The organism is Streptomyces ortus (genome assembly GCF_026341275.1).
Lineage (GTDB): Bacteria > Actinomycetota > Actinomycetes > Streptomycetales > Streptomycetaceae > Streptomyces > Streptomyces ortus.
The window spans coordinates 330,491-354,986 of record NZ_JAIFZO010000001.1; the positions used below are offsets into that span (position 1 = coordinate 330,491).

20 protein-coding genes are annotated in these 24,496 nt (G+C 73.3%); 2 read left to right on the top strand and 18 right to left on the bottom strand.

What is annotated here, in order from left to right:
* Positions 1-148: 148 nt before the first annotated feature.
* The 12 genes from K3769_RS01295 to epsC form a co-directional block, all read right to left on the bottom strand.
* Positions 149-1,468 (bottom strand): AAA family ATPase, encoded by a 1,320-nt coding sequence (locus K3769_RS01295; protein ID WP_267024542.1) that lies wholly within the window; start codon positions 1,466-1,468, stop codon positions 149-151.
* Positions 1,469-1,527: 59 nt separating this feature from the next.
* Positions 1,528-3,090, bottom strand: a complete 1,563-nt coding sequence (locus K3769_RS01300; protein ID WP_267024543.1) for an amino acid adenylation domain-containing protein — start codon at positions 3,088-3,090, stop codon at positions 1,528-1,530.
* Positions 3,091-3,267: 177 nt separating this feature from the next.
* Positions 3,268-3,834: a flavin reductase family protein gene (locus tag K3769_RS01305; RefSeq protein ID WP_267024544.1), complete on the bottom strand. Its 567-nt coding sequence runs from the start codon at positions 3,832-3,834 to the stop codon at positions 3,268-3,270.
* Entirely contained in the window at positions 3,831-5,270 is a 1,440-nt protein-coding gene (locus K3769_RS01310; RefSeq protein WP_267024545.1) for a dihydroorotase, read from the bottom strand. Before K3769_RS01310 ends, K3769_RS01305 begins: the two co-directional genes overlap by 4 nt.
* Positions 5,258-6,478, bottom strand: a complete 1,221-nt coding sequence (locus K3769_RS01315) for an acyl-CoA dehydrogenase family protein (RefSeq protein ID WP_308216246.1) — start codon at positions 6,476-6,478, stop codon at positions 5,258-5,260. Before K3769_RS01315 ends, K3769_RS01310 begins: the two co-directional genes overlap by 13 nt.
* Complete coding sequence (locus K3769_RS01320; RefSeq protein WP_267024546.1) at positions 6,457-7,491, bottom strand: PrpF domain-containing protein; 1,035 nt, start codon at positions 7,489-7,491, stop codon at positions 6,457-6,459. The genes K3769_RS01315 and K3769_RS01320 overlap by 22 nt, the downstream gene beginning before the upstream one ends.
* The gene (gene asnB, locus K3769_RS01325; RefSeq protein WP_267024547.1) at positions 7,488-9,350 is read right to left on the bottom strand and encodes an asparagine synthase (glutamine-hydrolyzing); all 1,863 of its coding nucleotides are present in this window, start codon (positions 9,348-9,350) and stop codon (positions 7,488-7,490) included. The genes K3769_RS01320 and asnB overlap by 4 nt, the downstream gene beginning before the upstream one ends.
* Before the next feature lie 7 nt (positions 9,351-9,357).
* Positions 9,358-10,206 (bottom strand): cupin domain-containing protein, encoded by an 849-nt coding sequence (locus tag K3769_RS01330; protein ID WP_267024548.1) that lies wholly within the window; start codon positions 10,204-10,206, stop codon positions 9,358-9,360.
* Between the two features lie 638 nt (positions 10,207-10,844).
* Positions 10,845-11,864, bottom strand: coding sequence for a DMT family transporter (locus K3769_RS01335; RefSeq protein ID WP_267024549.1), 1,020 nt, complete (start codon positions 11,862-11,864; stop codon positions 10,845-10,847).
* Between the two features lie 103 nt (positions 11,865-11,967).
* On the bottom strand, positions 11,968-12,435 hold the full coding sequence (locus K3769_RS01340) for a cupin domain-containing protein (protein WP_267024550.1): 468 nt from the start codon (positions 12,433-12,435) through the stop codon (positions 11,968-11,970).
* The gene (locus tag K3769_RS01345; RefSeq protein WP_267024551.1) at positions 12,432-13,409 is read right to left on the bottom strand and encodes a PLP-dependent cysteine synthase family protein; all 978 of its coding nucleotides are present in this window, start codon (positions 13,407-13,409) and stop codon (positions 12,432-12,434) included. The genes K3769_RS01340 and K3769_RS01345 overlap by 4 nt, the downstream gene beginning before the upstream one ends.
* Before the next feature lie 156 nt (positions 13,410-13,565).
* On the bottom strand, positions 13,566-14,135 hold the full coding sequence (gene epsC, locus K3769_RS01350) for a serine O-acetyltransferase EpsC (RefSeq protein ID WP_267024800.1): 570 nt from the start codon (positions 14,133-14,135) through the stop codon (positions 13,566-13,568).
* A 645-nt stretch (positions 14,136-14,780) separates the two neighbouring features.
* Here epsC and K3769_RS01355 point away from each other — a divergent pair.
* Together K3769_RS01355 and K3769_RS01360 are read left to right on the top strand one after the other, a co-directional pair.
* Entirely contained in the window at positions 14,781-16,001 is a 1,221-nt protein-coding gene (locus K3769_RS01355) for a hypothetical protein (RefSeq protein ID WP_267024552.1), read from the top strand.
* A 252-nt stretch (positions 16,002-16,253) separates the two neighbouring features.
* Complete coding sequence (locus tag K3769_RS01360) at positions 16,254-16,652, top strand: hypothetical protein (protein WP_267024553.1); 399 nt, start codon at positions 16,254-16,256, stop codon at positions 16,650-16,652.
* Positions 16,653-16,827: 175 nt separating this feature from the next.
* On the opposite strand, the gene K3769_RS01365 is transcribed toward K3769_RS01360, so the two are convergent.
* The 6 genes from K3769_RS01365 to K3769_RS01390 form a co-directional block, all read right to left on the bottom strand.
* Positions 16,828-20,001, bottom strand: coding sequence for an AfsR/SARP family transcriptional regulator (locus tag K3769_RS01365; RefSeq protein ID WP_267024554.1), 3,174 nt, complete (start codon positions 19,999-20,001; stop codon positions 16,828-16,830).
* Between the two features lie 353 nt (positions 20,002-20,354).
* Positions 20,355-20,606: a tautomerase family protein gene (locus tag K3769_RS01370; RefSeq protein WP_267024555.1), complete on the bottom strand. Its 252-nt coding sequence runs from the start codon at positions 20,604-20,606 to the stop codon at positions 20,355-20,357.
* 65 nt (positions 20,607-20,671) lie between these two features.
* Positions 20,672-21,139 (bottom strand): cupin domain-containing protein, encoded by a 468-nt coding sequence (locus tag K3769_RS01375; protein ID WP_267024556.1) that lies wholly within the window; start codon positions 21,137-21,139, stop codon positions 20,672-20,674.
* A complete protein-coding gene (locus K3769_RS01380; RefSeq protein ID WP_267024557.1) occupies positions 21,136-22,614 on the bottom strand; it encodes an MFS transporter in 1,479 nt (492 codons plus the stop codon). The genes K3769_RS01375 and K3769_RS01380 overlap by 4 nt, the downstream gene beginning before the upstream one ends.
* Positions 22,611-23,351, bottom strand: a complete 741-nt coding sequence (locus K3769_RS01385) for an HAD family hydrolase (RefSeq protein ID WP_267024558.1) — start codon at positions 23,349-23,351, stop codon at positions 22,611-22,613. The genes K3769_RS01380 and K3769_RS01385 overlap by 4 nt, the downstream gene beginning before the upstream one ends.
* Complete coding sequence (locus tag K3769_RS01390) at positions 23,348-24,289, bottom strand: pseudouridine-5'-phosphate glycosidase (protein ID WP_267024559.1); 942 nt, start codon at positions 24,287-24,289, stop codon at positions 23,348-23,350. The genes K3769_RS01385 and K3769_RS01390 overlap by 4 nt, the downstream gene beginning before the upstream one ends.
* Positions 24,290-24,496 lie beyond the last annotated feature (207 nt).

Below are 24,496 nucleotides of genomic sequence, written 5' to 3' on the forward strand. Positions count from 1 at the left end.
AGGGGGAGTCCGGCCCGGCCGGCCGCCGCGCCGGGGCCGGCCGACCGCGTCGGCGGGGCCGCCCGCACGAGACGCGGCGGCGCGGGCCGGGGCATGGGACGCGGCCGGGGGTGCGGAGCCCGCCGCTGCGGAGTCCTCGGGGCCCCCGTCATCGGTGGGTTCCCGCCGCCGCGCGCTCGGCAGCGGCGGCTGCCGCCGCGACCCGCTCCACCGACCGGTCGGCCTGCCGGGCGAGACCCACCACCCCGGCCAGCCGGTCCATCGTCTCCGGCACCTCCCAGTCGTCGCGCCGCACCGCGGCCAGAGCCGTCGCCGGGGCGACCAGCAGATCCGCGGTGCCCGTCTCCAGCGCCCGCACCAGCACCGCCCAGGCCGCCTCCCAGCGCGCCCGGTCGGGCCGCGCTCCGACGGCCGCCACCACCGCCTCCAGCGTGGCCTGCCGCAGATCGCCCCGCTCCGGCAGCTCGGCGGCGGCCGGGTCGGCGAGCAGCGTCTCCGGATCAGGCAGGTCCAACCGGTCCAGATAGGCAAGGAGTTCGAGCCCGGGGCCGTCACCCACCGCACCCCGTACGAGCAGGGCCAGCACCTCGCGGGAGACCGAGGCCGCCGTACCGAAGGCCAGCAGGGTCAGCGCGGCGTCCCAGCTCCGGGGCGAGGGCCACGCACCGCCGCGCCGGGTCTCGGTGCTCGGCAGCCGGTGGATCAGTGTCGGCCGGGCGGCGAGGAAACCGCAGACCACGCGCCGAGCGAACGCCACCGCGTCCGCCAGCGACTCCGGTGCCAGTCGCGGCAGTTCGGCCCTCGGCCAGACGCCGCCGAGACCGCGCACCACCACCTCCTGGTCGTGCACCCAGTACAGATGCACGAACCGGTTGGCCAGCGGCGGGCTCAGCTCCCATCCGTCCGCCGCGGAAGCGCGCGGATTGGCGGCGGCCACGATCCGTACGCCGGGCGGCAGTTGCAGCGCGCCGACCCGCCGTTCCAGGACGACCCGGAGCAGTGCGGCCTGCACGGCCGGGGTCGCGGTGGAGAGTTCGTCCAGGAAGAGGAGTCCGCGACCGGCTCGTACGAGCTCCACGGCCCACTGCGGTGGTGCCATCGGTACACCCTGGACGGCGGGATCGTCGCCCACGATGGGCAGCCCGGAGAAGTCGGACGGCTCGTGGACGCTGGCGATCACGGTCGTCAGCGGCAGGCCGAGCGAGGCGGCGAGCCGGGTCAGGGCCGCGGTCTTGCCGATGCCCGGCTCACCCCAGAGCAGCACCGGCAGGTCCGCCGCCACGGCCAGGGTGAGCGCCTCCAGCTGCTCGTCGGGGCGCGGTTCGGTCGTGGTCGTCCGCAGGAGGGACAGGAGGCCGTCGGCGACGGCGAGGTGGGTGTCCGTATCCGGTACGCGGACGGCTACGGGTGTGCCCTCGGCCGGGACCGGGGCCGGGGCAGGTGCGGGCAGGACGGTGCTGAGGCTCATGGGCGTCACCTGGAGGGGGTTGGGGAGGGGGCTGGGGAGGGAGTTCGGAGGAGTGCCGGTCACGAGGCCTGACCGGTGCGGGGCCGGGACCGGCCGATCAGTTTGTTGCGCATCGGAAGCGGTGCGGAACGGTCGAGCCGGGGGCGGTGACCGGCCTTCGCGCGTACGGAACCCGTGCCGCCCGAACCGCCCGAACCGCCCGCGCCGCCTGAACCGCCGCCCGAACCGCCCGCGCCGCCTGGGCCGTGCGTGCCACCCGCTCCGTTCGCGCCGCTTGGGCCGTTCGTGCCCCGTGCCGAAGTCGTACCGGCGGCGGGATGCACGGCGACCAGGCCCGCGCGGAAGAGTCCGTGGTCGACGTGGCGGGCCGCGGCCCGTTCCAGTTCCTCGCGGAGCGGACCGTCGCGCAGAACCGCACCAGCACCGAGCAGGCCTTCGACGACGGCCAGTGCTCCGGCGGTGTCACCGTGGCGGAGCCGTTCCCGGACGGCGGGCAGTGCCTCCGGGTCCCGGTGCACCTTGTCGATCGCCCGAAGGCAGGGCAGCGCGGGTCCGCCGAGCGCCACGAGCAGTTCCTCGCGCCGCAGTTGGACGGGGTCGTGGTCGACCGCGGTCAGCACGCCGTCCCGCGACGCGATCCGATGGACTTCGCCACGGCACTCCACGCGGTGCGGATCGCCGGGTTCGGGCAGGGGACCGCCCACCGGCGCTGCCCCGTACCCCGCCAGCACCGACGCGACGAGCGGATGCAGCCGTCCGGCCGGGAGGAGTCCCGCCCGCAGCAGTTCCAGATCCGGCAGGACCCGTGCCGCCGCTTCCGGCAGCACCGGAAGCGCCGCGACCTCCTGCGGCGGCAGCGCGTCCTCGGGCAGGGGCCGGATCGTGGGGGCATGGCTGTCGTCGGGGGCGACGAGTTCGAGTACGGCCCGTCTGCGGGCACCGAGCCGCACGGTGAAGGCCCCGCGGCGGAGCCCTTCGGCCCGCAACAGCAGTTCGGCCTCGGTAGCCCAACTCTCCTGTGCCCAGGGCGAATCGGCGGGCGGTGCTTTGCCCGCCCCGCACCGCGCCGCCAGCTCACCGCTCCGCGTGGCGTCCCAGAGATGCCGGTGCAGATCGAGCCGGAAACGCCGCTCGGGATGCGGATGGGGGTGGTGTTCTTGGGGCTGATACGCAGGGGACCGGTGTCCGGGGATGCCGTTCCCCGGGCCCTCCCACAGCGCCAGGGACATCCACTGTCCGCCGTCCGCGGAGGCGGGTGGGGTCCGCACCACCAGGTGCGGCGGCGCGCCGCCGGCACCGCCGTAACGGGCGAGCGTGAGGGTCAGTCCGGGCCGTAGTCGCCCGTCCGGGGCGATGCGGGGCATGTGCCAGCGGAGCAGATCCGGTGCCAGTCGACGCAGATCGGCACGGAGCCGGGTGACGACTTGGGTGCCGTGGCGATGGCGCACGGCGCGCAGATCGAGATCGACGTGGACACGGGCGGCGGCGCAAGCCCCCGCCCAGTCGCCGACCGCACGCCCTGCGGTCGCGTTCTCGATCATGGACGGTGGCACGGCGTACTCACGTACGCGCCGCCACATCAGCAGCTGGGAAGGAATCTCATTCGCGAAGCGAGGTGCCATCAGCACTCACCTTGCGCGAATGATTCCCCCAATCCGGAAGAGGAGAAGGTGTTCATCGCCCGCATGCTAACCATGCCGACGACGATCTGTCCTCTCCCTTTTTCCCGCTCCCTTCTTTCCGCGCCGGATCCCGGACGGGGGCTGCCGGCCGCGTCGCGGTGGCAGCCCCCGTCCGGGTCATGGGCGTCGCGCGTGGGCGAAGCCCCGTCGGTGCCAGAGCAGGCCGCCCGAGTGCGCGGGCTCGCCGCCCACCGCGGTCACCCGTCCCACGAGGATCGTGTGGTCGCCTCCTTCCAGGACGTCGTGGCGGACACAGTGGAGGGTCAGTGAGGCGTCCCTGATGACGGGGGCCCGGTGGGAACCGGCGGCCAGGGGCACGCCGTCGAAGCGGTGCTCGGCCGGCCGCATGAAGCGTGTGACCAGGTGTTCCTCACCCGGCCCGAGGAGGTGCACGGCGAACTCCTCGGCGCCGGTCAGCGTGTCGTGCGTACGGGAGTTGCGGTCGAGGCAGACGAGGAACAGCGGCGGCGTGAGCGACAGCGAACTGACGGCGCTGGCCGTCAGGCCGCGCGGCCGGCCCAGGTCGTCGTAGCAGGTGACGAGGGTGACCGGAGCGGCCAGGGCGGACATCGCGGCGCGGAACGCCTCCGAGAGGTCCGGGGCCGGTGTAGCGGGAGGAGCGTGGGTCGGAGCGCCGGTCGAAGTGCCGGGCGGGGACTGGGACGCGAGCAGCGTCGAGCTCATCGGGCCACCTCCAGAGGCCGGGCCGAACCCTGCAGCCAGCGGCCCTCGGGGCGGCCGGAGAACCCGTCCCGGAGGTCCCAGACGACCTGGCCGCCCTTCACCGTGGTGGTGAAGCGTCCGGTGAAGGTCCAGCCCTCGTACGCGGACCAGCCGCACAGCGCCTGTACGTCGTGCGCGGAGAACTGCCAGCGGTCGGCCGGGTTCAGCAGGGTCAGGTCCGCGTCCGCACCCGCTTCGAGGCGGCCCTTGCCGGGCAGGTCGAAGAGCCGGGCGGGTCCCTCGCCCATGAGCCGGGCAAGGTGCGCGGCGGCCTCGTCCGGGGCGATGTCCCGGGTCCGCAGGCCGGTCCAGACGGCCGTGGCCAGCTCCTGGACGCCGGGCAGGCCGGGCGGCGCGTCGGCCGGCGGCCGGTTCTTCTCCTCCACGGTGTGCGGGGCGTGGTCGCTGCCCAGAGTGACGACCTCACCGCGCAGGACGGCCTGCCACAGCCGCTTCTGGTCCCGGCACTCGCGGATGGCCGGGGAGAGCCGGGTCCGCGGACCGCGCCGGGTGGTGTCGTCATGGGTGAAGGACAGGTGATGGCCCGTCACCTCGTAGGTGAGCGGCAGCCCTTCGGCGGCAGCGGCCGACAGCAGATCGGCCTCCTCCGCCGACGACACATGGAGGATGTGCGTCTTCGTGCCGTACTCGCGCACCAGGCGCACGACATGGGCGACGGCGACGATCCCGCCGGACCGCGGCCGGTGCGGCTCGTACCCGCCGTACGTGTCCGGGGCGCCCGCACTCGCGTCGAGCAGGTCGAAGACGTGCTGGTCCTCGGCGTGCAGGACGAGCCGGACCCCGCCGCGGGCGGCGGCGGCGAAGGCCCGCCGCAGCTGCTCGCCGTCCCGGAAGACGACCGGGGCCGTGTGGTGTCCCGCCATGAACACCTTCGCCGAGCTCGCTATCCGCGGGTCCAGTTCGGCCAGCAGCTCGGGGTGGTCGGGGTCGGCGCCCATGTGGAAGCGGTAGTCGATCCACGACGTGCCCTGGATCACGGCCGCCTTGGCGAGCATGCTGCTCTCGTCCAGCGACGGCGGACGGGTGTTGGGCATGTCCATCACGGTCGTCACACCGCCGACGAGGGCGGCCCGGCTGCCGTGCGCCCAGTCCTCCTTGTACTCCAGACCGGGGGTGCGGAAGTGGACGTGGGAGTCGATCAGACCCGGCAGCACATAGCGGCCGTGGGCGTCGAGGCGCGGGCCGGGCGGCAGCGGCTCGCCCGGGGCGTGCAGGGCGGCGATACGGCCGTCCCGGACGACCACCGTCCCCTCGCGTACGCCGTCGGGGGTGACGAGGCGGCCCCCTTCGACGACCAGATCGGCGGGCGGGCCGGCGGACAGGGAAGGAGCAGGGGCGGGAGAGGGGTCGGCGGATCGGGGCTTCAACGGTTCCACGTCAGACTCACCAGTTCCTTGCAGAGGTCGTTGGTCGGTCCCATCAGGGCGACGGCACGGGCGTCGCGGCCATAGCGGTTGATCTCGTTCGAGGCGACGTAGCCGGCCGAGCCCAGCAGCCGCTCGACGGCGTTGATGACGCGCTCGGCGGCCGAGGAGGCGACGAGCTTGGAGTGCAGTGTGGCGATCCCCGGGTCGTCGGCGGTGCGCCGGCCGGCCCGCTCGACGACCGCGCGGGCGGTCTCGACCTCGCCCGCGATGTCCACCAGCCGGTGCCGAAAGGCCTGTTGGGCCAGCAGGCCGCGCCGCTCGGCGTGCCGGTGGGCGAGGTCGAGGGCCGCCTCGGCCAGGCCGACGGACACGGCGCCGAGCGTGGCGCCGCTGTCCCGGACCCCGGCGATGATCGAGGCGGCGGCGCCGACCGGGCCGAGCCGGGCGGTGTCGGGTACGTGGCAGTCGTGCACGGAGACGAAGCCGGTCGCCGAACCGCGCATGCCGGTCAGCCGCATCGAGGTGTCGGGTTCCAGGCCGGACGCGTCCGCCGGTATGAGGAAGAAGGTCTGACCGGCGGAGCCGTAGCCGGTGTCCGGGGCGGCGTCCGCCGCGGGCTCCTCGGTCTGCGCCAGCACCAGGTAGATGTCGGCGAGCCCCGCGCTGGTGGTGAAGGATTTCGCGCCGTCCAGGACCCAGCCCCCGTCGGGCGTACGGCGGGCGACGGTGGACAGGTGCTTCTTGTTGGCGCCCGCCCCCGTCTCGCTCCAGGCGGAGGCGGCGAGCCAGTCGCCCCGGGCGAGTTGGGGCAGCAGCCGGCGCCGCAGCGCCGGGCTGCCGTGTTCGAGGATGCGCCTGCTGACCGCGTAGTGCTGGAACAGCATGATCGAGGCGGAGGCGTTCACCCGCGCCACCTGCGCGACCGCCGAGTTGAGGCCGTGCGCGTCGGCACCGGTGCCGCCGTACTCGTACGGCAGGGCCAGCCCGAGCAGGCCGCTCTCCCGCAGCAGGGCCAGCGCCGGCCGGTCCGGTTCCCCGCTCGCGTCGGCGTCCCGGGCGGCGGCGGCGAGGCGCTCACGCATCGACGCGGTCAGCCCGGTCGCCGGACCGGTGGACGGTTCGGTGCCGGCCGATTCGCCGGTCGGCGCGGGAAGCGGCACGTCTGTCCCGGTCAGTGGCCGGGCTTCGGGCACGGTCAGGCTGTCAGCGGAAGCCATGACAACTCCTCGGAGGTCGGGGCGGGCAGGAACAGGCCGCGGTAGTCGACCTGCTTCTCCGCGACGGAGATCCAGGCGAGCCGGCGGTCGCCGGGGCCGCCCGCGATACGGGCCGAGGCGCGGACCGTGGCGCCCGGTGTGCGCAGCGAGAGCAGGTCGCTGTCCGGCTGCTCCGAGACACCGGACAGCAGGTAGGGAATCGTGCCCTCCACGGCGGCCCCCGTGGCGAGGCAGGTGGCACCGGTGAGCGCCACCGTCGGATGCCAGGACGGTACGGAGATGGCGCGCACCGCGAGGGCGCCCGGGCCGTCGGGCAGCAGCGCGGCCACCTTGGGGAAGGCACCGGTGGTGTCCCAGCCCAGCGCCCGGCAGACCGCGAGGCGCAGCCTGGTCATCCGGTCGAACAGCACGAGGTCGTCGGCGAAGAGGTCCTCGACCGTGTGGACGCCGAGTTCGGCGGCGTGCACGAAGAGATACGGATTGCCCATGGAGACCAGCGAGACCGGGACCGTACGCCCCTCGAAGGGGATGCCGGTCACGGGCTCACCGGTGATCAGGAGCTCGTTCACCGGTCGCGGCGGCGAGCAGAGGAAGTGGGCCGTGAAGCGGGTGCCCCCGTCGTCGGTCTCCTCCGCCTCGCACACCACGTTGTCGCCGTTGTTGAGGACGTTGACCCGGACCCGGCAGCCCGCCACGAGGGGCTGGATCATGCCGGTACGGGCCGCCGCCTCGACCGCCGCCAGGATGGAGTGGCCGCAGGAGCCGCGCAGGTCGAAGCTGTCGAGACGGTCCGGCATCGACTGGACGAAGCGGTAGTCCAGGTCGAACAGGGGATGCCGGGAGGGCTGCACGAGGGCGTTCTTCAGGATGTCCGCGGCTCCCTGGTCGGCCAGGGCCGTCCGTAACTCGGTGAGCCGGGCGAGGAGTTCGGGTTCCGAGGCGGGCAGGGTGCGCGCGTCCAGCACGGCGGTGGGGCAGGGGGTGCCGTGCGCGCGGGCGAGGCTGACGGTCACGCCGCCTCCTGGAGGACTCGTACCGGAGTGTGGAGCGTGACCGGGGCCTTGGCCGAGGCGAAGAACTCCTGGCGCCACAGCTGGTGCGACATCAGGGACCACAGGGCCAGGGATACGGCGTCGCTGGGGCGGTTGGCCTGCTCGTCGAAGAGTGCGTCGACCCGCTCGGGGCGGATCCGTCCGTCGGCGCGCAGGGTGTGGGGCGACAGGACGTCCCGGGCGAGGGTCCACAGCCGCTGGCCGGGCGTGAGCATCGCGGTGACCGGGAGGGTGAAGGGCTGCTTCGGCCGCTCCAGCACACTGCGCGGGATCAGCCCCTGCGCCGCCTGGTACAGGGCCCGCTTCACCCCCAGACCCGGTACGAGCCGCTGCTCGTCGGTGAGGGTGGAGGCGAAGCGCACCACGGACGGCTGAGTGAACGGCAGCCGCACCTCGACCGAGCTGGCCATCGACAGGTGGTCGACGCGCCGCAGGTGGTAGGCGGGCAACCGGTAGCGCTGCTCCACCGCGCCGATGCGCTGCAACCGGGTGCCGGGGCTGCTGTGCAGGATCCGCCGGATGCCGGGCGGCAGGGCGGGGCCGACCGCGTTCACCGCGAAGGCGTACTCGTCGGTGTACAGGCTCCGGCGCAGGGCCCGCGGGACGGCGGCGAGGTGGTCCAGGTAGCCGTCGATCCAGTTCGAACCGTGGTGCGCGGCGACCGCCTGCGTCATCCGCGAGTAGCCGCTGAAGAGTTCGTCGGCCGCGTCACCGGTGAGGGCGACCTTGAAGCCGGCGTCCCGGACCGCGCGGAAGAGGGAGAAGGTGGACAGGGTGATGGGGTCGGCGTTGGGCTGCCCCAGGTGGCGTACGACGTCGGTCATGAGGTCCGGGAAGGTGGCCGGATCGACCTCGACCTGGTGGTGGGTGGTGCCGGCGGCGCGGGCCACCTCGGCGGCGTAGGCGCGTTCGTCGCTGGGCCAGGTGCCGGTGTAGGCGATGTTGAAGGTGTGCAGGCTGCCGGTGCCGCCGCCGTCGCGCAGCGCCCGGGCGGCGAGCGCGGTGACGAGGCTGGAGTCCAGGCCGCCGGAGGTGACGGCCGCGACGGGGGCGTCCGCGATCAGGAGGCGCGACACCTCTTCGGACAGCAGGTCGCGCAGCTGGTCCCCGGCCTCGGCGAGGGTGCGGTCCTTGTCGGGGCGCAGGCCCTGCTCGTGGGCCATCGGGCGCTGCTTGATCCGCAGTCCGTTCCGGTGGCTGAGGAGGACGGTGGCGGCCGGCGGGAACACCTTGATCCCGCGGAACATGGTGCGGTCGCCGAACGGCGTCTTGGAGGTGAGGTAGGCGTCGAGACCCGCCTCGTCCTCCTCGGCCCTCACCCCGGCGAAGCCCAGCAGCGCGGGCAGTTCGGAGGCGAAGTGGAAGCGGCCCGCGGTCCGGTCCCAGTGGTAGTAGAGCGGCTTCATGCCCGAGTCGTCGGTGGCCAGCACCATGCGGGGGGTCTCCCGCAGGTCCATGACGGCCACCGAGTACATGCCGTCCAGGTGCTCGGCGAACCGGTCCCCGTAGGTGATGTACAGGGCGGGCAGGATCGAGCCGTCGCACAGGTCGTCGAAGTGGAAGCCGAGGCCGGCGAGCCGCGAACGCAGCTCGTGGTGGTTGTAGATCTCACCGTTGAAGACCACGGTGACCCGGCCGAGGTGGTACGGCTGGGCGCCTCCCTCGGGGTCCATGATCGACAGGCGGTTGTTGCCCAGGGCCCAGTCGGGCCGGTGGGCGACACCCTGGGCGTCGGGACCGCCGTGGTGCATCAGGTCGGCGACGCGGCGCAGTTCGGCCTCGTCGGAATGGACGTTGAAGGTTCCGTATATGCGGCACACGCTGCGTTCACCTGACCTGGGAGGAGTAGCCGGCGGCGGAGTAGAGCGCCGGGTCGAAGGGGCTGGGTCCGCCGCAGGTCACGAAGCGGCGGGCGGTGGGGCCTGTGTGCGGGTTGCGGGCGCCGTGCAGCACGCCGGGCGCCGCGTACAGGACGTCGCCCGCGTTCACGTCGATCCAGCGGTCGCGCAGATACATCTGGCCGACGCCCTCGAAGGCGATGAACGCCTCGTCGCTGTCGGGGTGGAGATGGACGTTGAAGGTCTCGCCGGGCTGCTGGATGCCGCAGTGCAGGCACAGGCGGCTGCTGCCGTTGCCGGGCCAGAAGACGAAGTTCATGGTGGCCCGGCGCTCGGCGGCGTCGACCTGCCCGGTGCCGCCGAAGCCGCGCAGCTGGGTGGTGTCGTCCCAGAGGGAGGAGTGCAGGACCGGCTCGCTGCCGACGGGCGCGTTCGCGAGCGGGGTGCGCCACACGTACGCGGTCAGGCCCCTGCCGTCCGCCGTCAGGGTGAGGGCGCGGCCGGTGGGGGCGTAGGCGGCGGATCCGCGCTCGACGGGGGAGGTGAGCTCGCCGACGGCTGCGGTGCCCGTCCCCGAGAAGACCACGACGGTGTTCTCCTCGGCCGCGCTGTCGTCGGGGGTGTAGGACTCGCCGGCGGCGATCCGGACGACGTGCAGGGTGACGTGGGTGGCGCCCGCGGCGGGGCTGACGGGGGTGGCGACGGTGGTGCGGGCGCCGACGACGGGACGGAACTCGAACTCGGCCGCGGTGATGATGCGGGCGTCGCCGAGGGCGGTGGTCGGGGAAGGTGCGGATGCGGATGCGGGTGCGGGTGCGGATGGGGTGGATGGGGGCATTCCGGTGGCTGCTTCCTGTGTACGGGGGCCGGTGCGGTGGCGTTGGCCCGCTGGTGCGGGGGAGTTGGGGGAGTGGGGCCGGGGTGGTCGGAGGGGCCCGAGGGGCTGCGGGGGCTGCTTTTTCCTTCCTCCTGGAGGTTCGCGCGGCGGGTTCCCGGTCGTGTCCCGCGTCGCTCCCGCCACGGGGAGTGGCCGCGGGATCCGGGTGGTGCGCACGGGGTGGCGGGGTCGGGTGGGGCCGGGATGCGGACATCCCGGCCCCCCACCAGTCGGCGCTGCGTTTTCCGGGCGACAGCCGGCGTCCGACGGCACGCGAACGCCGCACGGCGCGCCCCCTGAGCGGGGGCGCGCCGTGCGGCGTTCTCTCGTGAGCGGAGGCGTTTGAGGAGCTCCGGGCCGACCCGGGCGGGCCCGAACAGCCCGGCCCAGCAGGTTTCCCGGGCGGCTACGGGCTGAGCCCGATCGGCGCGTCGGTCTGGCCGGTTCGGCCGGTCCGGTCGGTTCGGTCGGTCCGGGTCGGGAACGGCCGGGTCGGCAGGTTTCCTGGGCGGCCACGGCCGAGCCTGGTCGGCCCAGTTGGCCTGGTCGGGTCGGTCGGGCGGGTCGCCCCGGGCCGGACCCGAGCCGGACCGGCCGGGTCAGCAGGCTTCCTGGGTGGCCACCGGCTTGGACCGGTCGGGCCGGTCGGTGGTGGCGGTCGGGGCGTCCGGGGTGGGGACGTTCCTGCCCAGCGCGGGCGGTACCTGCGTGGCCGTGGGCGTTTCGGTGGCTCGCCGCGTCGGCAGCGGCAGTCGCCCCTCCGCGAGGGCCAGCGCCGCGATGACCACCGCCCCGCCCACCGGCACGTTCCAGGTGACGGACTCGCCGAGGGCCGCCGCGCCGACGATCACCGAGAACACCGGGACCAGGTAGTTGACGCCGGAGGCCGTGGTCGGACCGGCGTCCGCGATCAGCCGGTTCATCAGGACGAAGGCGATACCGGTGGAGGCACCGCCGAGCACCAGCAGGGACAGCAGCGGGCCGGCCGTCAGCTCGCCCGGCAGGTCCCAGCCGATGCTGAAGGTGGTGATCAGACCGGTGATGACCATCGCGCAGGTGAGCTGCGCGGCGGTCACGGCGAGCGCCGGGATCTTGTACGGGGCGATGAACCGGCGGAGGTAGACGAAGCTGATCGCGTAACTGATCGCCGCCCCGACGCACGCCAACTGGCCGCCGATGGAGCCGAATCCGTCGGTCCGCCACGGTCCGACCACGACGATAAGACCGACGAAGCCGATCACCAGACCCGTCACCTTGCGGGCCGTGGGCTTCTCCGCGCGGATGGCCAGGGCGGCGAGACCGAGGGTGACCAGTGGCGTGGCGCCCTGGATGACACCGGCGATGGTCGCGGTGGTGTGCTGCTCGCCGACGGCGAAGAGGGTGAACGGCACGACGTTGCCGAACACCGACGCGACGGCGATGTGTCCCCAGACCGCGCGGCCGGGGAAGGAACCCTTCGTCACGGCGAGGATCAGACCGACGACGAGGGCGCCCACGAGGAGCCGCCCGAAGGCGAGTTGGAGCGGGGCGAAGGCGTCCAGCGACACCTTGATGAAGGCGAAGCTGCACCCCCACAGGGCGGCGAGCAGGCCGAAGCGGGCCCAGTTGACGGGATGCATGTGATGACTCCTGAAGGTTGTCGAGCGGGACGGGGTACGGGAGGGACGACGGGGACGGACGCGTACTGGGTCGGTCGGTCGATAGGTCGTGCGGGCGTGCGGCTCAGGGCTCGTCGATCTCGAACTGGTCGTACTTCTCCATGAGCGCGACCATCTCGGCCCGCGACGGGGTGTTCCCGTCGGCCAGCAGCTCCGCCAGACCGGTGAAGTAGGCCTCGCGGTTCTCCGCCGGCGTGAAGATGATCAGCATCTCCGCCGGTGCGTCGCTGTCGTTGCGGAACCCGTGCACGGCGTTCTCCGGCACGTGGAGGAAGTCGCCGGCGTGGGCCTTGTGCCAGCCCGTGCCGTCGTGGACGGTGACCTCCCCCGAGATGACGTAGAACGACTCGGAGATCCGGGTGTGGTAGTGCGGGGCCGCTCCGGCGGCGCCCGGCAGCATGTGGTGGTGGAAGAGACCGAGGCGGCCGTCGGTGGTCTCGGCGAGCGCGATGTACCGGGTGGTGGTGGTCTCCCCGATACGGACCTTGACGGCGTCGCCGAACCTCTTCAGGGTCGAGACGAGCAGCGTCATGACGGGTCCTCCCACATGCTCAGGTACCGCTCGCCGGTGTCGGGCAGGACGGTGACGACGGTCTTGTCCCGGTACTCGGGGCGGGCGGCCACCGACTGGGCGGCGTGCACGGCCGCGCCGGAGGAGACGCCGACGAACAGTCCCTGTCCGGCGGCGAGCCGGCGGGCGGTGTGCAGCGCGTCCGCGTCGCTGACGGCGATCACCTCGTCGATCAGGGAGACGTCGGTCGTCGGGGCGATGAAACCGCCGTTGAGGCCGGGGATGCGGTGCCGTCCGGCCTGTCCGCCCGACAGCAGCGGGGACCCGTGCGGCTCGACCGCGACGATCCGTACCCCGGAGTCGTGTTCCCGCAGGTGACGGGCGATCCCGGTGAGGGTTCCGCCGGTGCCCACCGCGCAGACGAGGGTGTCGACGCGGCGGCCGGTCGCCGTGAGCGCGGCTGTGATCTCGGGTCCCGTGGTGGCGTAGTGGGCCTCGACGTTGTCCGCGTTCTCGTGCTGGCAGGGGAACCAGGAGCCGGGAGTGGACGCGTGGATCTCCTCGGCCTTCTCGATCGCCCCCGGATAGCCGCGGTCGGCGGGGGTCTGGACGACCTCGGCGCCCAGCGCCGCCAGCAGACGCACCCGCTCGGTCGTCGCGTTGTCGGGCAGCACGATGACGCAGCGATAGCCGCGGGCCGCGGCCAGGGCGGCGAGTGAGATCCCGGTGTTGCCCGAGGTGGCCTCGACGATCGTGCCGCCCGGCGCCAGCTCACCGCGCGCCTCGGCCGCCCTGAGCATGTACAGGGCCGCCCGGTCCTTGCTGCTGGACATCGGGTTGGCGGCCTCCAGCTTGGCCAGTATCTCGGCGCCGGGCGCCAGGCCTTCGAGCCTCAGCCGGACCAGCGGGGTGGCGCCCACCAGGTCGTCGATGCCGTCGGCGACGGCCGGCCGGACCAGGGACGGTCGGGAGCTGTGCGGTGCGAGGGTGCGCATGGTGTGATTCCTTGTCAGATCTGGGCCTGCGGGGGGAAAAGGGCGGGAGGCGGACCGGTGACGCGGAGGGCGGACGGCCGGGCGACGATGGTTCCGGAACCGGTGAGCCCGGAGGCGGGAGGTCCGGAGGCGGAAGGCCCGGGGGCGGGGGAGCGGCTACCAGGAACCGGCCGAGGCGATGCTCGCGATGGTGTCCTCGGCCGGGCGGCCCGGTGTGCGTCCGGAAGCGGTGGCGGCCAGCATCCGCATCCCCTCCGGCACGTCCTTGTTGACCAGGGCCTGCGCGCCGATGATCGCGTCGTCGCCGACGGTCACCGGGCCGAGCACGGTGGCGTTGGTGCCGAGGATGACGTTGCGGCCCACGACCGGGTGACGGCGGTCGCCCTGCGGCCTGTTGTTGTCGCTCCACCAGCCGACCGCGCCGAGCGTCACCTGGTGGTAGATCGTCACGTCGTCGCCGACCGTGCACGTCTCACCGATGACGACCGCGGCACCGTGGTCGATGAACACCCGGCGGCCCAGTACCGCTCCGGGGTGGATCTCGACGGCGGTCAGCCGGCGGGCCCAGCGGGCCAGCAGCCGTGCCGTCATCCGGTGTCCACGCGTGTGCAGCCGGTGGGCGACCCGGTGTGTCCACAGCGCGGTCAGTGCGGGGTGCAGCGCGGCTTCGAGACGACCGCGGACGGAGGGGTCGCGTTCGACGACGACCCGCAGGTCCTCCCGCATCACCCGCAGCAGCCGCAGCGTCCCGGTACCGGGGAGCGACGGAGGGGTGGCCGTCGGTACGGCGGCCCGGGCGCCGCCCGCGTCGGTCCGCCGGAAGGGCAGGACAGCGGCGGGCTCCTTGTCAGTGTGCTCCCTGTCGGTGGACTCCTTGTCAGTGGCGCTCATGAGGGCTCCAGTCGGTGAGGAAAAGGCGGCCGTGGACGGTCCGGGGCGGTGTGCGCGGGCACGATCCGCTCCCGGTGAGGAGGGGGGAGCCCGACGGCCGCCGCTGTGGTCGAGGTCCCGGGAAGACCGTGCCCCATCCCGTTCCCGCTCTCTTCCCGCCCGGTTCCCCCTCCCCACCGGTGCGCGGGAGCGGCTCGGCGGCCCGGCCGGGAACGTACGGGGAGGGATCCGGGAACGGGCGGCGGGACACTCCCGTCGAGCGCCACTCCGTGCCGAGAACGCGCGGGCTCGACCGGAACAGTCGGTCCGGCGCCTTCACGTATCAAGGAAGCATCGACACATGTTCGAACCACCATGTGACCGGCCCGCAGTTGACGCAACGTCAGGTGTCGGGCCGTCAGTTGTTCGTTGCACGTGGGACATGGGCGAGCGCGACAGCCGCCGGATCCCGCCCGCCGTCGAGGAGACGAGGAGCCAGCCATGAGCGCGACGGCCGACCGCTACCAAGAGCCTCACCCCCCGGACAGCGCGCCGCAGCGCCTGCTGCTGGTCTGCCCTTCGACCCGCCTCGTCCGTGAGGCCGTCGCGGCGGGGTTCGCCGTACGGGTGCTCGCGGACGCCTCTCTTTCCCCGGACTCCCCGGACTTCCCGGACTCCCCGGACGACGGGGTTCCCGCCTCGATACCGGTGGACCTCGTCGACCTCACGGACGAGGGCGCGGTGGCCGAGGCGATCGACGTCTCGGTCCGCGTCCACGGGACGCAACGGCTGCTGGCCTTCGCGGGCACGGCCGCCCTTCCCGCGGTCGCGAGGACCGCGGCCCGCCTGGGCGTCACCCCCAACCCGGCCGACGCGGCCCGGCTGCTGGGCGAGCCCGTGGCGATGAGGGCCCTGCTCAACGGCAGCAGGCACTCGTACGTGCCCGCCGCCCAGGCCCGTACGGCCCAGGAACTGCCCGCCGCGGTCGAGGAGATCGGCGCGCCGGTCACCGTACGCACGCTGCCGCCCTCCGCGCGGACCGCGGCCGGTCGCAGCGGGGCGCCGGCTGATCGTGCCTATCTGGTGGAGCGGTATCTGGAAGGGCCCGAGTACGGCGTCGTGACGCTCACCGCCGACGGCATGCACCGGGTCGTCGGCGTCGTGGCACTGCACGGCGCCTGGCATCCGAGCAGTCACCTCTTCCCGGCACCGCTCGGGGAGCGGGACGAGGCGGAGGCCCGCGCGATCGCGACCGAGCTGCTCGACCTCGCCGGGTACGAGTTCGGCTACGCCTACACCGTGGTCGTGCTGACGGCCGACGGTCCACGCGTGGTGCGTTCCCGGGCGGACTACCCGGACGAGCCGCTCGCCTCGCTGATCGAGCTCGCGACGGGATTCGGCGCCGAAGCGGAACTCGTACAGGCGCTGGCCGGGAAACCCGTCGACGTGCCGACGGCCGACCGGTACGCGGCCGTCGCGTCCTACCGGTTGCCCGTGGGGCGGCTGTTGTCGGTGTCGGGCCTCGAAGCGGTGTCCGAGCTGCCCGGTGTGCACCGGGTGCACTTCCCGTACGCGTCCGGGGACGACATCCCCGGCCAGGGCGGCGGCGCGGACGGCTATGTGCTGCTGAGCGCGGAGTCCACGCAGGCGGCGGCGGAGACGGTCACCGCGGCGGGACGGCTGCTGCGCGCGGAGGTGAGCCGGCGCCCCGACCACCTCTGAGGTCCGGTACGCCGCTGTCGTACGCGCCCTCCGGACGGCCCCCGGGCCCCCGCACGCCCCCCCCCGCACGGCCCGGAGAAGGCCGTGCGGGCGGTCGTCGTGGGCGTGCGCGCGGGCAGTACCGATGGGGTTCCCGGGTCCTTCCCCGCCGCACCCGACGGGCCGGTAACGGAAGCGGAACGGGCCGGGAGCGCCTGACGCGACCTTTCTTTCTGTCAGCACCGCAGATCGCGACGACAGAAGGCGGACATCATGATCCTCAAGGGCTTCGGAACCTCGGCCGGTCTCCTCGCCTCCGCGGCGGTCACCCTGGCTCTCGCGGCCGGTGTCGCCGCCGGGACCGCCGCCGCGAGCCCCGCCTCGGACGAGGGCCCGAACCTCGTCCCCGGCTTCTCGCTCACTCTGGCCACCGCCTCGGACCGCGGCCCGTCCCGCGTACTCGTCTCGGACGAGGGCCCGAACGTCGTCGTGGCGGGCACGGAGGGTGTGGAGGGTGACGAGGGCCCGAACGTCGTCGTGGCGGGCACCGAGGGTGTTCAGGGCGATGAAGGTCCGAACGTCGTGACGGCCGGTGCCGAAGGCGACGAGGGCCCCAACGTCGTCACCGACGGGGTGAACGGCGACGAGGGACCCAACCTCTACGCCGCATGAGGCACTTGAGCCACACGAGCCGCTTGAGCCACACGAGCCGATTGAGGCACTTGAGCCGCCTGAGGCCCGACCCCGGACGTCGCGTCCGCCCCGTTCGCTGAATCCCGCCCCACCTGCCGATGCCCGCCGTGACGAACGGCGGGCATCGGCATGGGCGGTTCACCCGACCGGCAGGTCAGTCCCCCCGGCGGTGCCGGCCCGGAATCCCCATGGCGAGGAACGCCTCCTCGGCGGCGGCCCCCCGCTCGGCCGCCCCCTCGGCGTCACCGAGCGCCGCCAGCGACCGGGCGATGCCGTCCAGGGCGTAGGCCTCCTCGACCCGGTGGCCCAGCCGGGCCGCGGACGCAAGGGCCCGCCGGTGCAGGTCCAGCGCCCGCTCGTGGTCACCGTCCCGATGGAAGAACCGTCCCGCGGTGTTCCACACGGTGACCTCCCGCACGGGCGCGTCCTCAAGACCCTTGGTGGCAAGGGCGTCCTCCACCCAGGGCAGCACCTGTTCCCGCCGCCCCAGCCGGCCCTCGGCCTCCGCGGACAGGACGAGCTGCAGCGCCCGGTCGGCCGGGGCCAGCGCACCGGGGGCACGCTCGCGGGCCGCCGCCAAGGTGCGCGCGGCCGTCGCCACCTCGCCCATCGCCAGCTGTACCTGCGCGAGATCGCTCAGCCCCACGAGCTCCTTCTCCGACGCGCCGAGCGCGCGGGCCAGTTCGATGGACCGGGTCGCCGCGCTCAACGCCTCCTCGAAGCAGCCGCGCTCCATGTAGACACCGCTGACGTTCGACAGGGACTCCGACTCGGCCCGCTCGGCGCCGAGTTCGCGCTTGAGGGCGATCGACTGCTCCAGCCGCGGCAGTGCCTCGTCGAAGCGGCCGGTGGTGGCGAGCAGCAGCCCCAGTACGCCGGTGTCCTTGGCCTGGCCGCGCCGGTCGCCCAGTTCCACCGCCAGTTCGTGGGCCTCGACCGCCGCCGCTATGCCGTCCTCGAACCTGCCGCGTTTCCAGCAGGCGACCGCCAGGTTGGACAGACTCAGCCGCAGCAGGTCGGCCTCGTTCAGGCGGCGGGCCGCGGCGAGCGCGGTGCGGCACAGCGCGAGGAAGTCGTCGAGCCTGCCCCGCAGATCGAGATGGAAGACGACGTTCGCCGCGAGCAGGGCGACCTCGCGGTCCAGGCCCCGGCGGAAGGCCAGGGCGATCGCCGCGAGCAGACTGTCCTGTTCGCGCTCGAACCAGTCGCGGGCGGCCTCGGGCGTGGCCAGCGGCGCCAGCTCCGGCTGGAACGAGGGCGCCCTGCGGGCCATCCGCACCCGGCCGGGAAAGAGCAGGTCGCAGGCGGCGTCCGAGGCGGCGAGGGAGAACTCCAGCAGGCGGCGTACCGCGCCCGCGGCCTCCTCGGAGAACTCACCGGTGCCACCGGAACTGCGGGTGTGCGACAGCAGGAGGGCGAAGCTGCGCACGAGGTCGTGGAACGCGTAGCGGCCCGGCTCGTGCTGCTGGACGAGATGCATGTCCAGCAGGTACTCCAGGACGTCCTCGGCGTCCCTGACCCCCAGGTCGAGCAGGGCCGCCGCCGTGTAGACGTCGAGATCGGCGCCCGGGTACTGGCCGAGCAGCCGGAAGGACTTGCGGTAGTCGGCGCCCAGTCCCTCGTACGACAGCCGCAGGGTGACCTCCACGCTGCGTTCGCCGGCGCTGAGTTCGGCGAGGCGGTGGGTGTCGTCGCGGAGCCGGTCCACGAGGTAGCGCACGGTCCAGCGGGGCCGTTTGCGCAGCCGCGCGGCGGCGATGCGCAGGGCGAGCGGGAGGTGTCCGGCCAGGTCGGCCAGATCGGCGACGGCCGCGGGTTCGGCCTCCGCACGCCGCTCTCCGATGATGCCGACGATCAGCGAGACGCTGTCCGGCGGCGCCATCGTGCCCAGGGACACCGAGTGCGCCGCGTCGAGGTCCACGAGCAGGGCACGGCTGGTGATCAGGACGACCGTGCCGGTGGGCGAGGCGAGGAGGGGCTTCACCTGAGCCTCGTCGACTACGTTGTCAAGGAGCAGGATCATCCGGTGCTTGGTCATGGTGGAGCGCCACAGGTTGATACGGCCCTGGGGGTCGTCGGGGATGCGTTCGCCCGGGACGCCGAGCATGCGCAGCAGGGCCTCGGCCGCGGCGGGCGGGGCCAGGGGTTCCTCGCCCGGGGTGTAGCCGCGCAGGTCGAGATGGAGCTGGGCGTCGGGATACCGCTCGGCGAGACGGTGTGCGGCACGCACGGCGAGGGAGGTCTTGCCGCTGCCGCCCATGCCGTCGATGGCGATGATCAGGGGCCCCGAGCCGGTGGCGCCCTCGACGAAGCCGAGAAGCTTGTGCAGTTCCTCCTCGCGGCCGGTGAAGTCCCGCAGGTCGTAGGGCAGGGTGGAGCGGCTGCCGGTCACCGCCGGGGCCGCGGCCGGGGAGGGCGTGGCGGCGGTCAGTGAGGCCTCGTTGCGCAGGATGGCCTGGTGCAGCTCGCGCAGCGCGTCGCCCGGCTGGATGCCCAGTTCCTCGTCGAGCAGGGCGCGGATGTTCCCGTACTCCTCCAGTGCCTCGGCCTGGCGGCCCGAGCGGTACAGGGCGAGCATGAGCTGGCCGCGGAGGGTCTCGCGCAGCGGGTTGCCGCCGATCGCCTCGCGGATCCCGGCGACCAGTTCGGCGCCCTCCCCGGCCTCCAGCCTGAGATCGAAGAGCTGCTCCACCGCGGTCATGCGGCGTTCCTCCAGCGAGGCGGAGGCCGCGTCGACGACCGCTCCGCCGTGGCCGGACAGCACCGGGCCGCGCCACAGGGCGACGGCTTCGCGCAGCAGCGCCGTCGCCTCCACGGTGAGACCGGCGGCGGCGTGGTCGCGTGCCCGCCGCAGGGCGTCGGTGAACTGCAGCAGGTCCAGTTGTTCGGTGGTGACGGCGGCGCGGTAGCCGGGGCCGTCCGTCGCGATGAGGGTGCGTCCGTCGGGAATGCGCTGGCGCAGTTCGGCGACGGCCTTGCGCACCTGGTGGGCCGCGGTGGCGGGGGCGTCCTCGTCCCAGACCGCCTCGACGAGCCGGTGCACCGGCAGGACGCGCTTGGGTTCGAGGAGCAGGGTCACCAGGACGCGTTCGCTGACGGGCCCGCCGACGTGGACGCGCTCGTCGCCGTCCCAACATTCCAGAGAGCCGAGGATGCGAAACCGTACGGGCGGTGTTTGGCGCATGGCGCGTGCCCTCTCCTCGGTCCGGGGGGCCACCACCCCGCCGTTCGCCTGCGGGGAGGAGCTCGCGGCGGAACCGCGGAGCGCTTCCCGTTCCTCGATGTTCCGCAGGGAACCGCGCTGGGCGGCCATCACTGTCGTGTACATCCTGACCCACGATGTGTACCGACCGGTGCGTCTTCATACGTCTCGTGGCCGAGACCGGGGGCGCGCTGGTGGATATAGGACAAGTTTTTGTAGGGGTTTAGGCTTTGCGCAGGTGGCCGACGCGTGAAGGGGGCGGGTGCAACGGGCGGACCGCGGACGGGCGTTGCGGACCGGGGGTCGCCACCGCGGAAAAGGCCTTCCCGGGGCGCGGGAACGGCACGGCGAGAAGCATCGTTATGCGCCGACCGCGTCGCGCAGCGTAGTTCCCGTACCCTTCCCGTCCGCTTGCCGGACCCGCCGCCGGTGGCCGACAGCGGGAACCGCCGGCCACCGACCGTGTGCGTCCGTCGGTGTCAAGGGCGCCTCGACAGCGCGGGTTCGGAGTCCTGGGGCACCGGCGCGGGGTCCGCCGGCTCGTCGATCGGCGTGTCGGCGAGAAGGCCGCCCCGCCCCCAGTGATCCTGCTCGACATCCCGTACGAGCACGGTCACGACGTCTCTCGGGCATCCCGCGATCCGGGCCACGGTCGTGGTCAACTCGTCCACGAGATCGGCTCGTTTCTGTCGGTCGTTGCCCTTCCACCAGTCCACGGTCACCACAGGCACGGTTCTCTCCTTGTTCGTAGGGTTCATTCGTCGTCTTCGTCGTGTTCGCCGGCGGATGCGAGGGATCAGTCGGGAGCCTTCTCGCCCGCCGGGAACTGGTCGAATCTGCGCGCCAGTTCCGCCAGCATCTCGGGGGTCGGTTCGGGCGACGAGTTCAGCAGGTCGCCCAGTTCGCGGAAGTACCGCTCCCGGCCGCCGTCCGGGGTGAACATCACCAGCAGGGTGGCGGGGTCGGCGCCGGGGTTGCCGAACGCGTGGGTGGTGCCGGGCGGCACCATCATGAACGTGCCGGGACCGGCGGTACGCCGCTCCGCGCCCAGGGTGAGCAGGACGTCGCCGCTCGCCACGTAGAACATCTCGGTCAGTTCGTTGTGGAAGTGCAGGGGGGCTCCGGGTGCGCGTGGCGGGAGCCGGTGTTCGGTGAGGCCGAAGCGGCCGGCCGTGTCGTCCCCGGTGACGAGGAAGGAGACGGGGGTGCCGCCGACGACGGTGGTGGGACCGGCTCCGGGCCCGATCACCCGGGGGAGCGTCACGCCTCGCTCCCGCCATCGGTCCGGACAGCCGCCGTACGGGGCGACAGGGTCCGCAGCGCCACCCCCGCCGCGATCAGGGCGAGCAGGGCGGTCAGCGCGTACGCCCGGCTGAACGCCCCGCCTGCGGGCGCGTCACCGAGGACGAGGACCAGTACGGCCAGTCCCATGGCACCGCCCGTGTACTGCGTCGTCGTCAGTACGGCGGACGCGGTGCCCTGCTCGCTGTCCGGCACGTCCTTGGTGCCCGCGATGTACATCCCCGCGAAGGCCATGCCCTGGCCCACCCCGCTGACCAGCAGGCCCGGCAGTACGGCCGTCCAGTAGTCCGTGCCGCCCGTCCCGAGGCCGAGCAGGGCGAGGCCCGCCGCGCCCACCGCGAATCCGGTGGCGAGGGTGCGGCGGATGCCCCAGGGCCCGGCGAGCCGCCCGGTGACGAGGTTGCCCGCGACCACGCTCGACGCCAGCGGCAGGAAGGCGATACCGGCACCGAGCGGACCGTAGCCCCACACGTCCTGGAGGAAGAGCGTGATCAGGAAGAACTCGGCGCCGACGCTCGCCATGTAGAGCGCCGACATCGTGCTCGCACCGGCCAGCGAGCGCACCCGCAGCAGGGCGGGCGGAATGAGCGGGGTGGCGGCCGGGCGCCGGTCGTACGCCGACCAGGCCGTGCCCAGCGCGACGGCCGCGGCGAGGCAGCCCAGGCAGGACGCGGAGGCCCAGCCGTCGACCGCGGCCTGGGTGAGCGCCGCCACCAGGAAGAGCACGGCGCCGGTGAAGAGCGCGGCGCCGGGGATGTTGAGGTGCCGGACCGAGGCCCTGGTGCGCGCCCCGGCCGGCAGCACCCGCAGTGCGAGGACGACGGTGACCGCGATGAGCGGCACGTTCACGAAGAACACCCACCGCCAGGAGAGCGCCGCGGTCAGCACACCGCCGATCAGTACACCGGCCGCGAGTCCCACCGCGCCGATCGCGCCCCAGACGGCGAGCGCCCGCGCACGGACGGGACCCGCCGGGAACGCGGCACCGATCAGGGCCAGCATGGCCGGGGTCAGGGCGGCGGCGCCGATGCCCTGGACGGCTCGGGAGGCGACCAGCAGCCACTGGTCCCCGGCCAGGCCGGCCGCGAGCGAGCCGAGACCGAACAGGGCCAGCGCGCCGAGGAAGAGCCGGCGCGGCCCGGTCAGGTCGGCGGCCCGGCCCCCGACCACGAGGAAACTGGCGAAGAAGACGGCGTACGCCGACACGACCCACTGGAGCCGCTCCGGGGCGAGGCCGAGGCCCGATCCGATGCTGGGCAGCGCCACGTAGATGATCGAGTAGTCGAGTGCCACCAGGAACTGGGCGATGGACAGCGCAAGCAGCGCGGCCACCATACGGCCGGTGAACCGGGTGGACGGGGGAGTGGGTCGCGGATGCGGAGTGGGGGAAGGGTCGTCGGTCCCGGTGGAGGTCGGGGGAGTCTGGGCGGTGGTCATGACAGGGCTCCGGTCGGTTCCGGGCTGGTCCCGGTAAGGGCTCGGGCAGGGGCTCGGCGCGTGACTCGGGCGGTGAGCGGTGTGCCCCGCAGGAGAACATCGGTCACCGAGGGGAAGTCGGCCACGACATGGTCGGCCCCGGCGGCACGCAGCGCCTCGGCGGTGTCCACGCCGTAGGAGACGGCCACGGTCCGCAGGGCGGCGGCGCGGGCCATCGCCATGTCGGTGACCGTGTCGCCGACGTACCAGGACCGCGACGCCCGCGCGCCGAGGTCGGCCAGGGCCCGCAGCGCCATGTCGGGGTGGGGCTTGCCGCGTTCGACCATGTTGTGGCAGACGACGGTGTCGAACCGGTTGAGGATGCCGGTGGCGTCCAGCAGCGCGTGGGCACTGGCGTAGATCTTGGAGGTGGCGATGCCGAGCGGATGCCCCGCCGACCGCAGCCGGTCCAGCCCTTCGGCCACGCCTGGCAGCAGGAGCTCCGGTCCCCGGCTGAGGACATCCGTGGTGAAGCGGCGGCGGTAGCGGGCGGCGGCCTCGGCGGTCACGGTGTCGTGGACGCACGTGCCCAACAGCCGCGCGAGAGAGGCCTCCAGCGGTTTTCCGACCGTGGCCAGGACGTCCGCGTGGGAGGGATCGGCGCCGAGACCTCGCACCACGTCACCGATCAGACCGGCGATGGCGGACGGGGTGTCGGCGAGCGTGCCGTCGATGTCGAAGACGAACGCGGAGGTCATGCCACGCCCACCTGCCCGTCCGGCTCTGCGGTGGCGGCGTAGGCGACCGCGAGGTGCCCGGCGAGCCGGGCGGTGCTGATCAGGACCTCGCGGTTGGCGGCGGCGGAACGGCCCTGCGTGGCCCGCGAGACGGCCTTCATCAGGTACGGGGTCGCGGCGGGACCGCGTACCCCGTCGGCCTCGGCGGCGCGCAGTGCCTCCTGGATGACGCCCTCCATGAAATCGGTGTCCAGGGCGTGTTCCTCGTCGATGGGCGCGGTGATCAGGGCGCCGCCGGGCAGCCCGGCCGCCCAGTGCATCCGTACCGCGCGGGCGATGTCACCCGGGTCGTCGATGCGCTGGGGGACGCGCAGACCGCTGGAACGGCAGTAGAAGGCGGGAAAGTCGTCGAAGCGGTAGCCGATCACCGGCACACCGAGCGTCTCCAGGTACTCCAGGGTCAGGCCCAGGTCCAGGATGCTCTTGGCGCCCGCGCAGACGACGGCCACCTTGCTCCGCGTGAACTGCACGAGGTCGGCGGAGATGTCGAAGCTCTCGGCCGCGCCGCGGTGGACACCGCCGATGCCCGCGGTGGAGAAGAACGGGATGCCCGCGAGATCCGCGGCGACGATCGACGAGGCCACCGTGGTGGCACCCGGGCCGCCACCGGCCAGTACGACACCGATGTCGCGGCTGGACACCTTGGGCACGTCGGTTCCGACCGCGAAGCGTTCCATGTCGTCGGGGGACATGCCCACGGTGAACCGGCCGCGGTCCAGCCCGACGGTCGCCGGTACGGCACCCGACTCCCGGACCGCCTTCTCGATGGCGAGCGCGGTCTCCACGTTGCCGGGATAGGGCAGCCCGTGGGCGATCACCGTGGATTCCAGGGCGACGACAGGCCGGTTCTCGGCCAGCGCGTCACCGACTTCCTCACTTGTACGCAGCAGTGGGTGCACGAGGGTCTCCTGAACGGTTCGTCGAACAGCGGTCGGGGGCGGAGGCGGCGCGTGCGACCCGGACGGCGCGGGATGTGCGCCCCTCCGTGTCACCCGGTCACCTTGTTGTCCGGTCACCGGGACTGTCCCGGACCCCGTTCCCGTTCCGTTCCCACCCCGTGGCCGCCCCGCTTCCCGCGGTGTCGGTGCCGGGCGCTTGAATGGCCC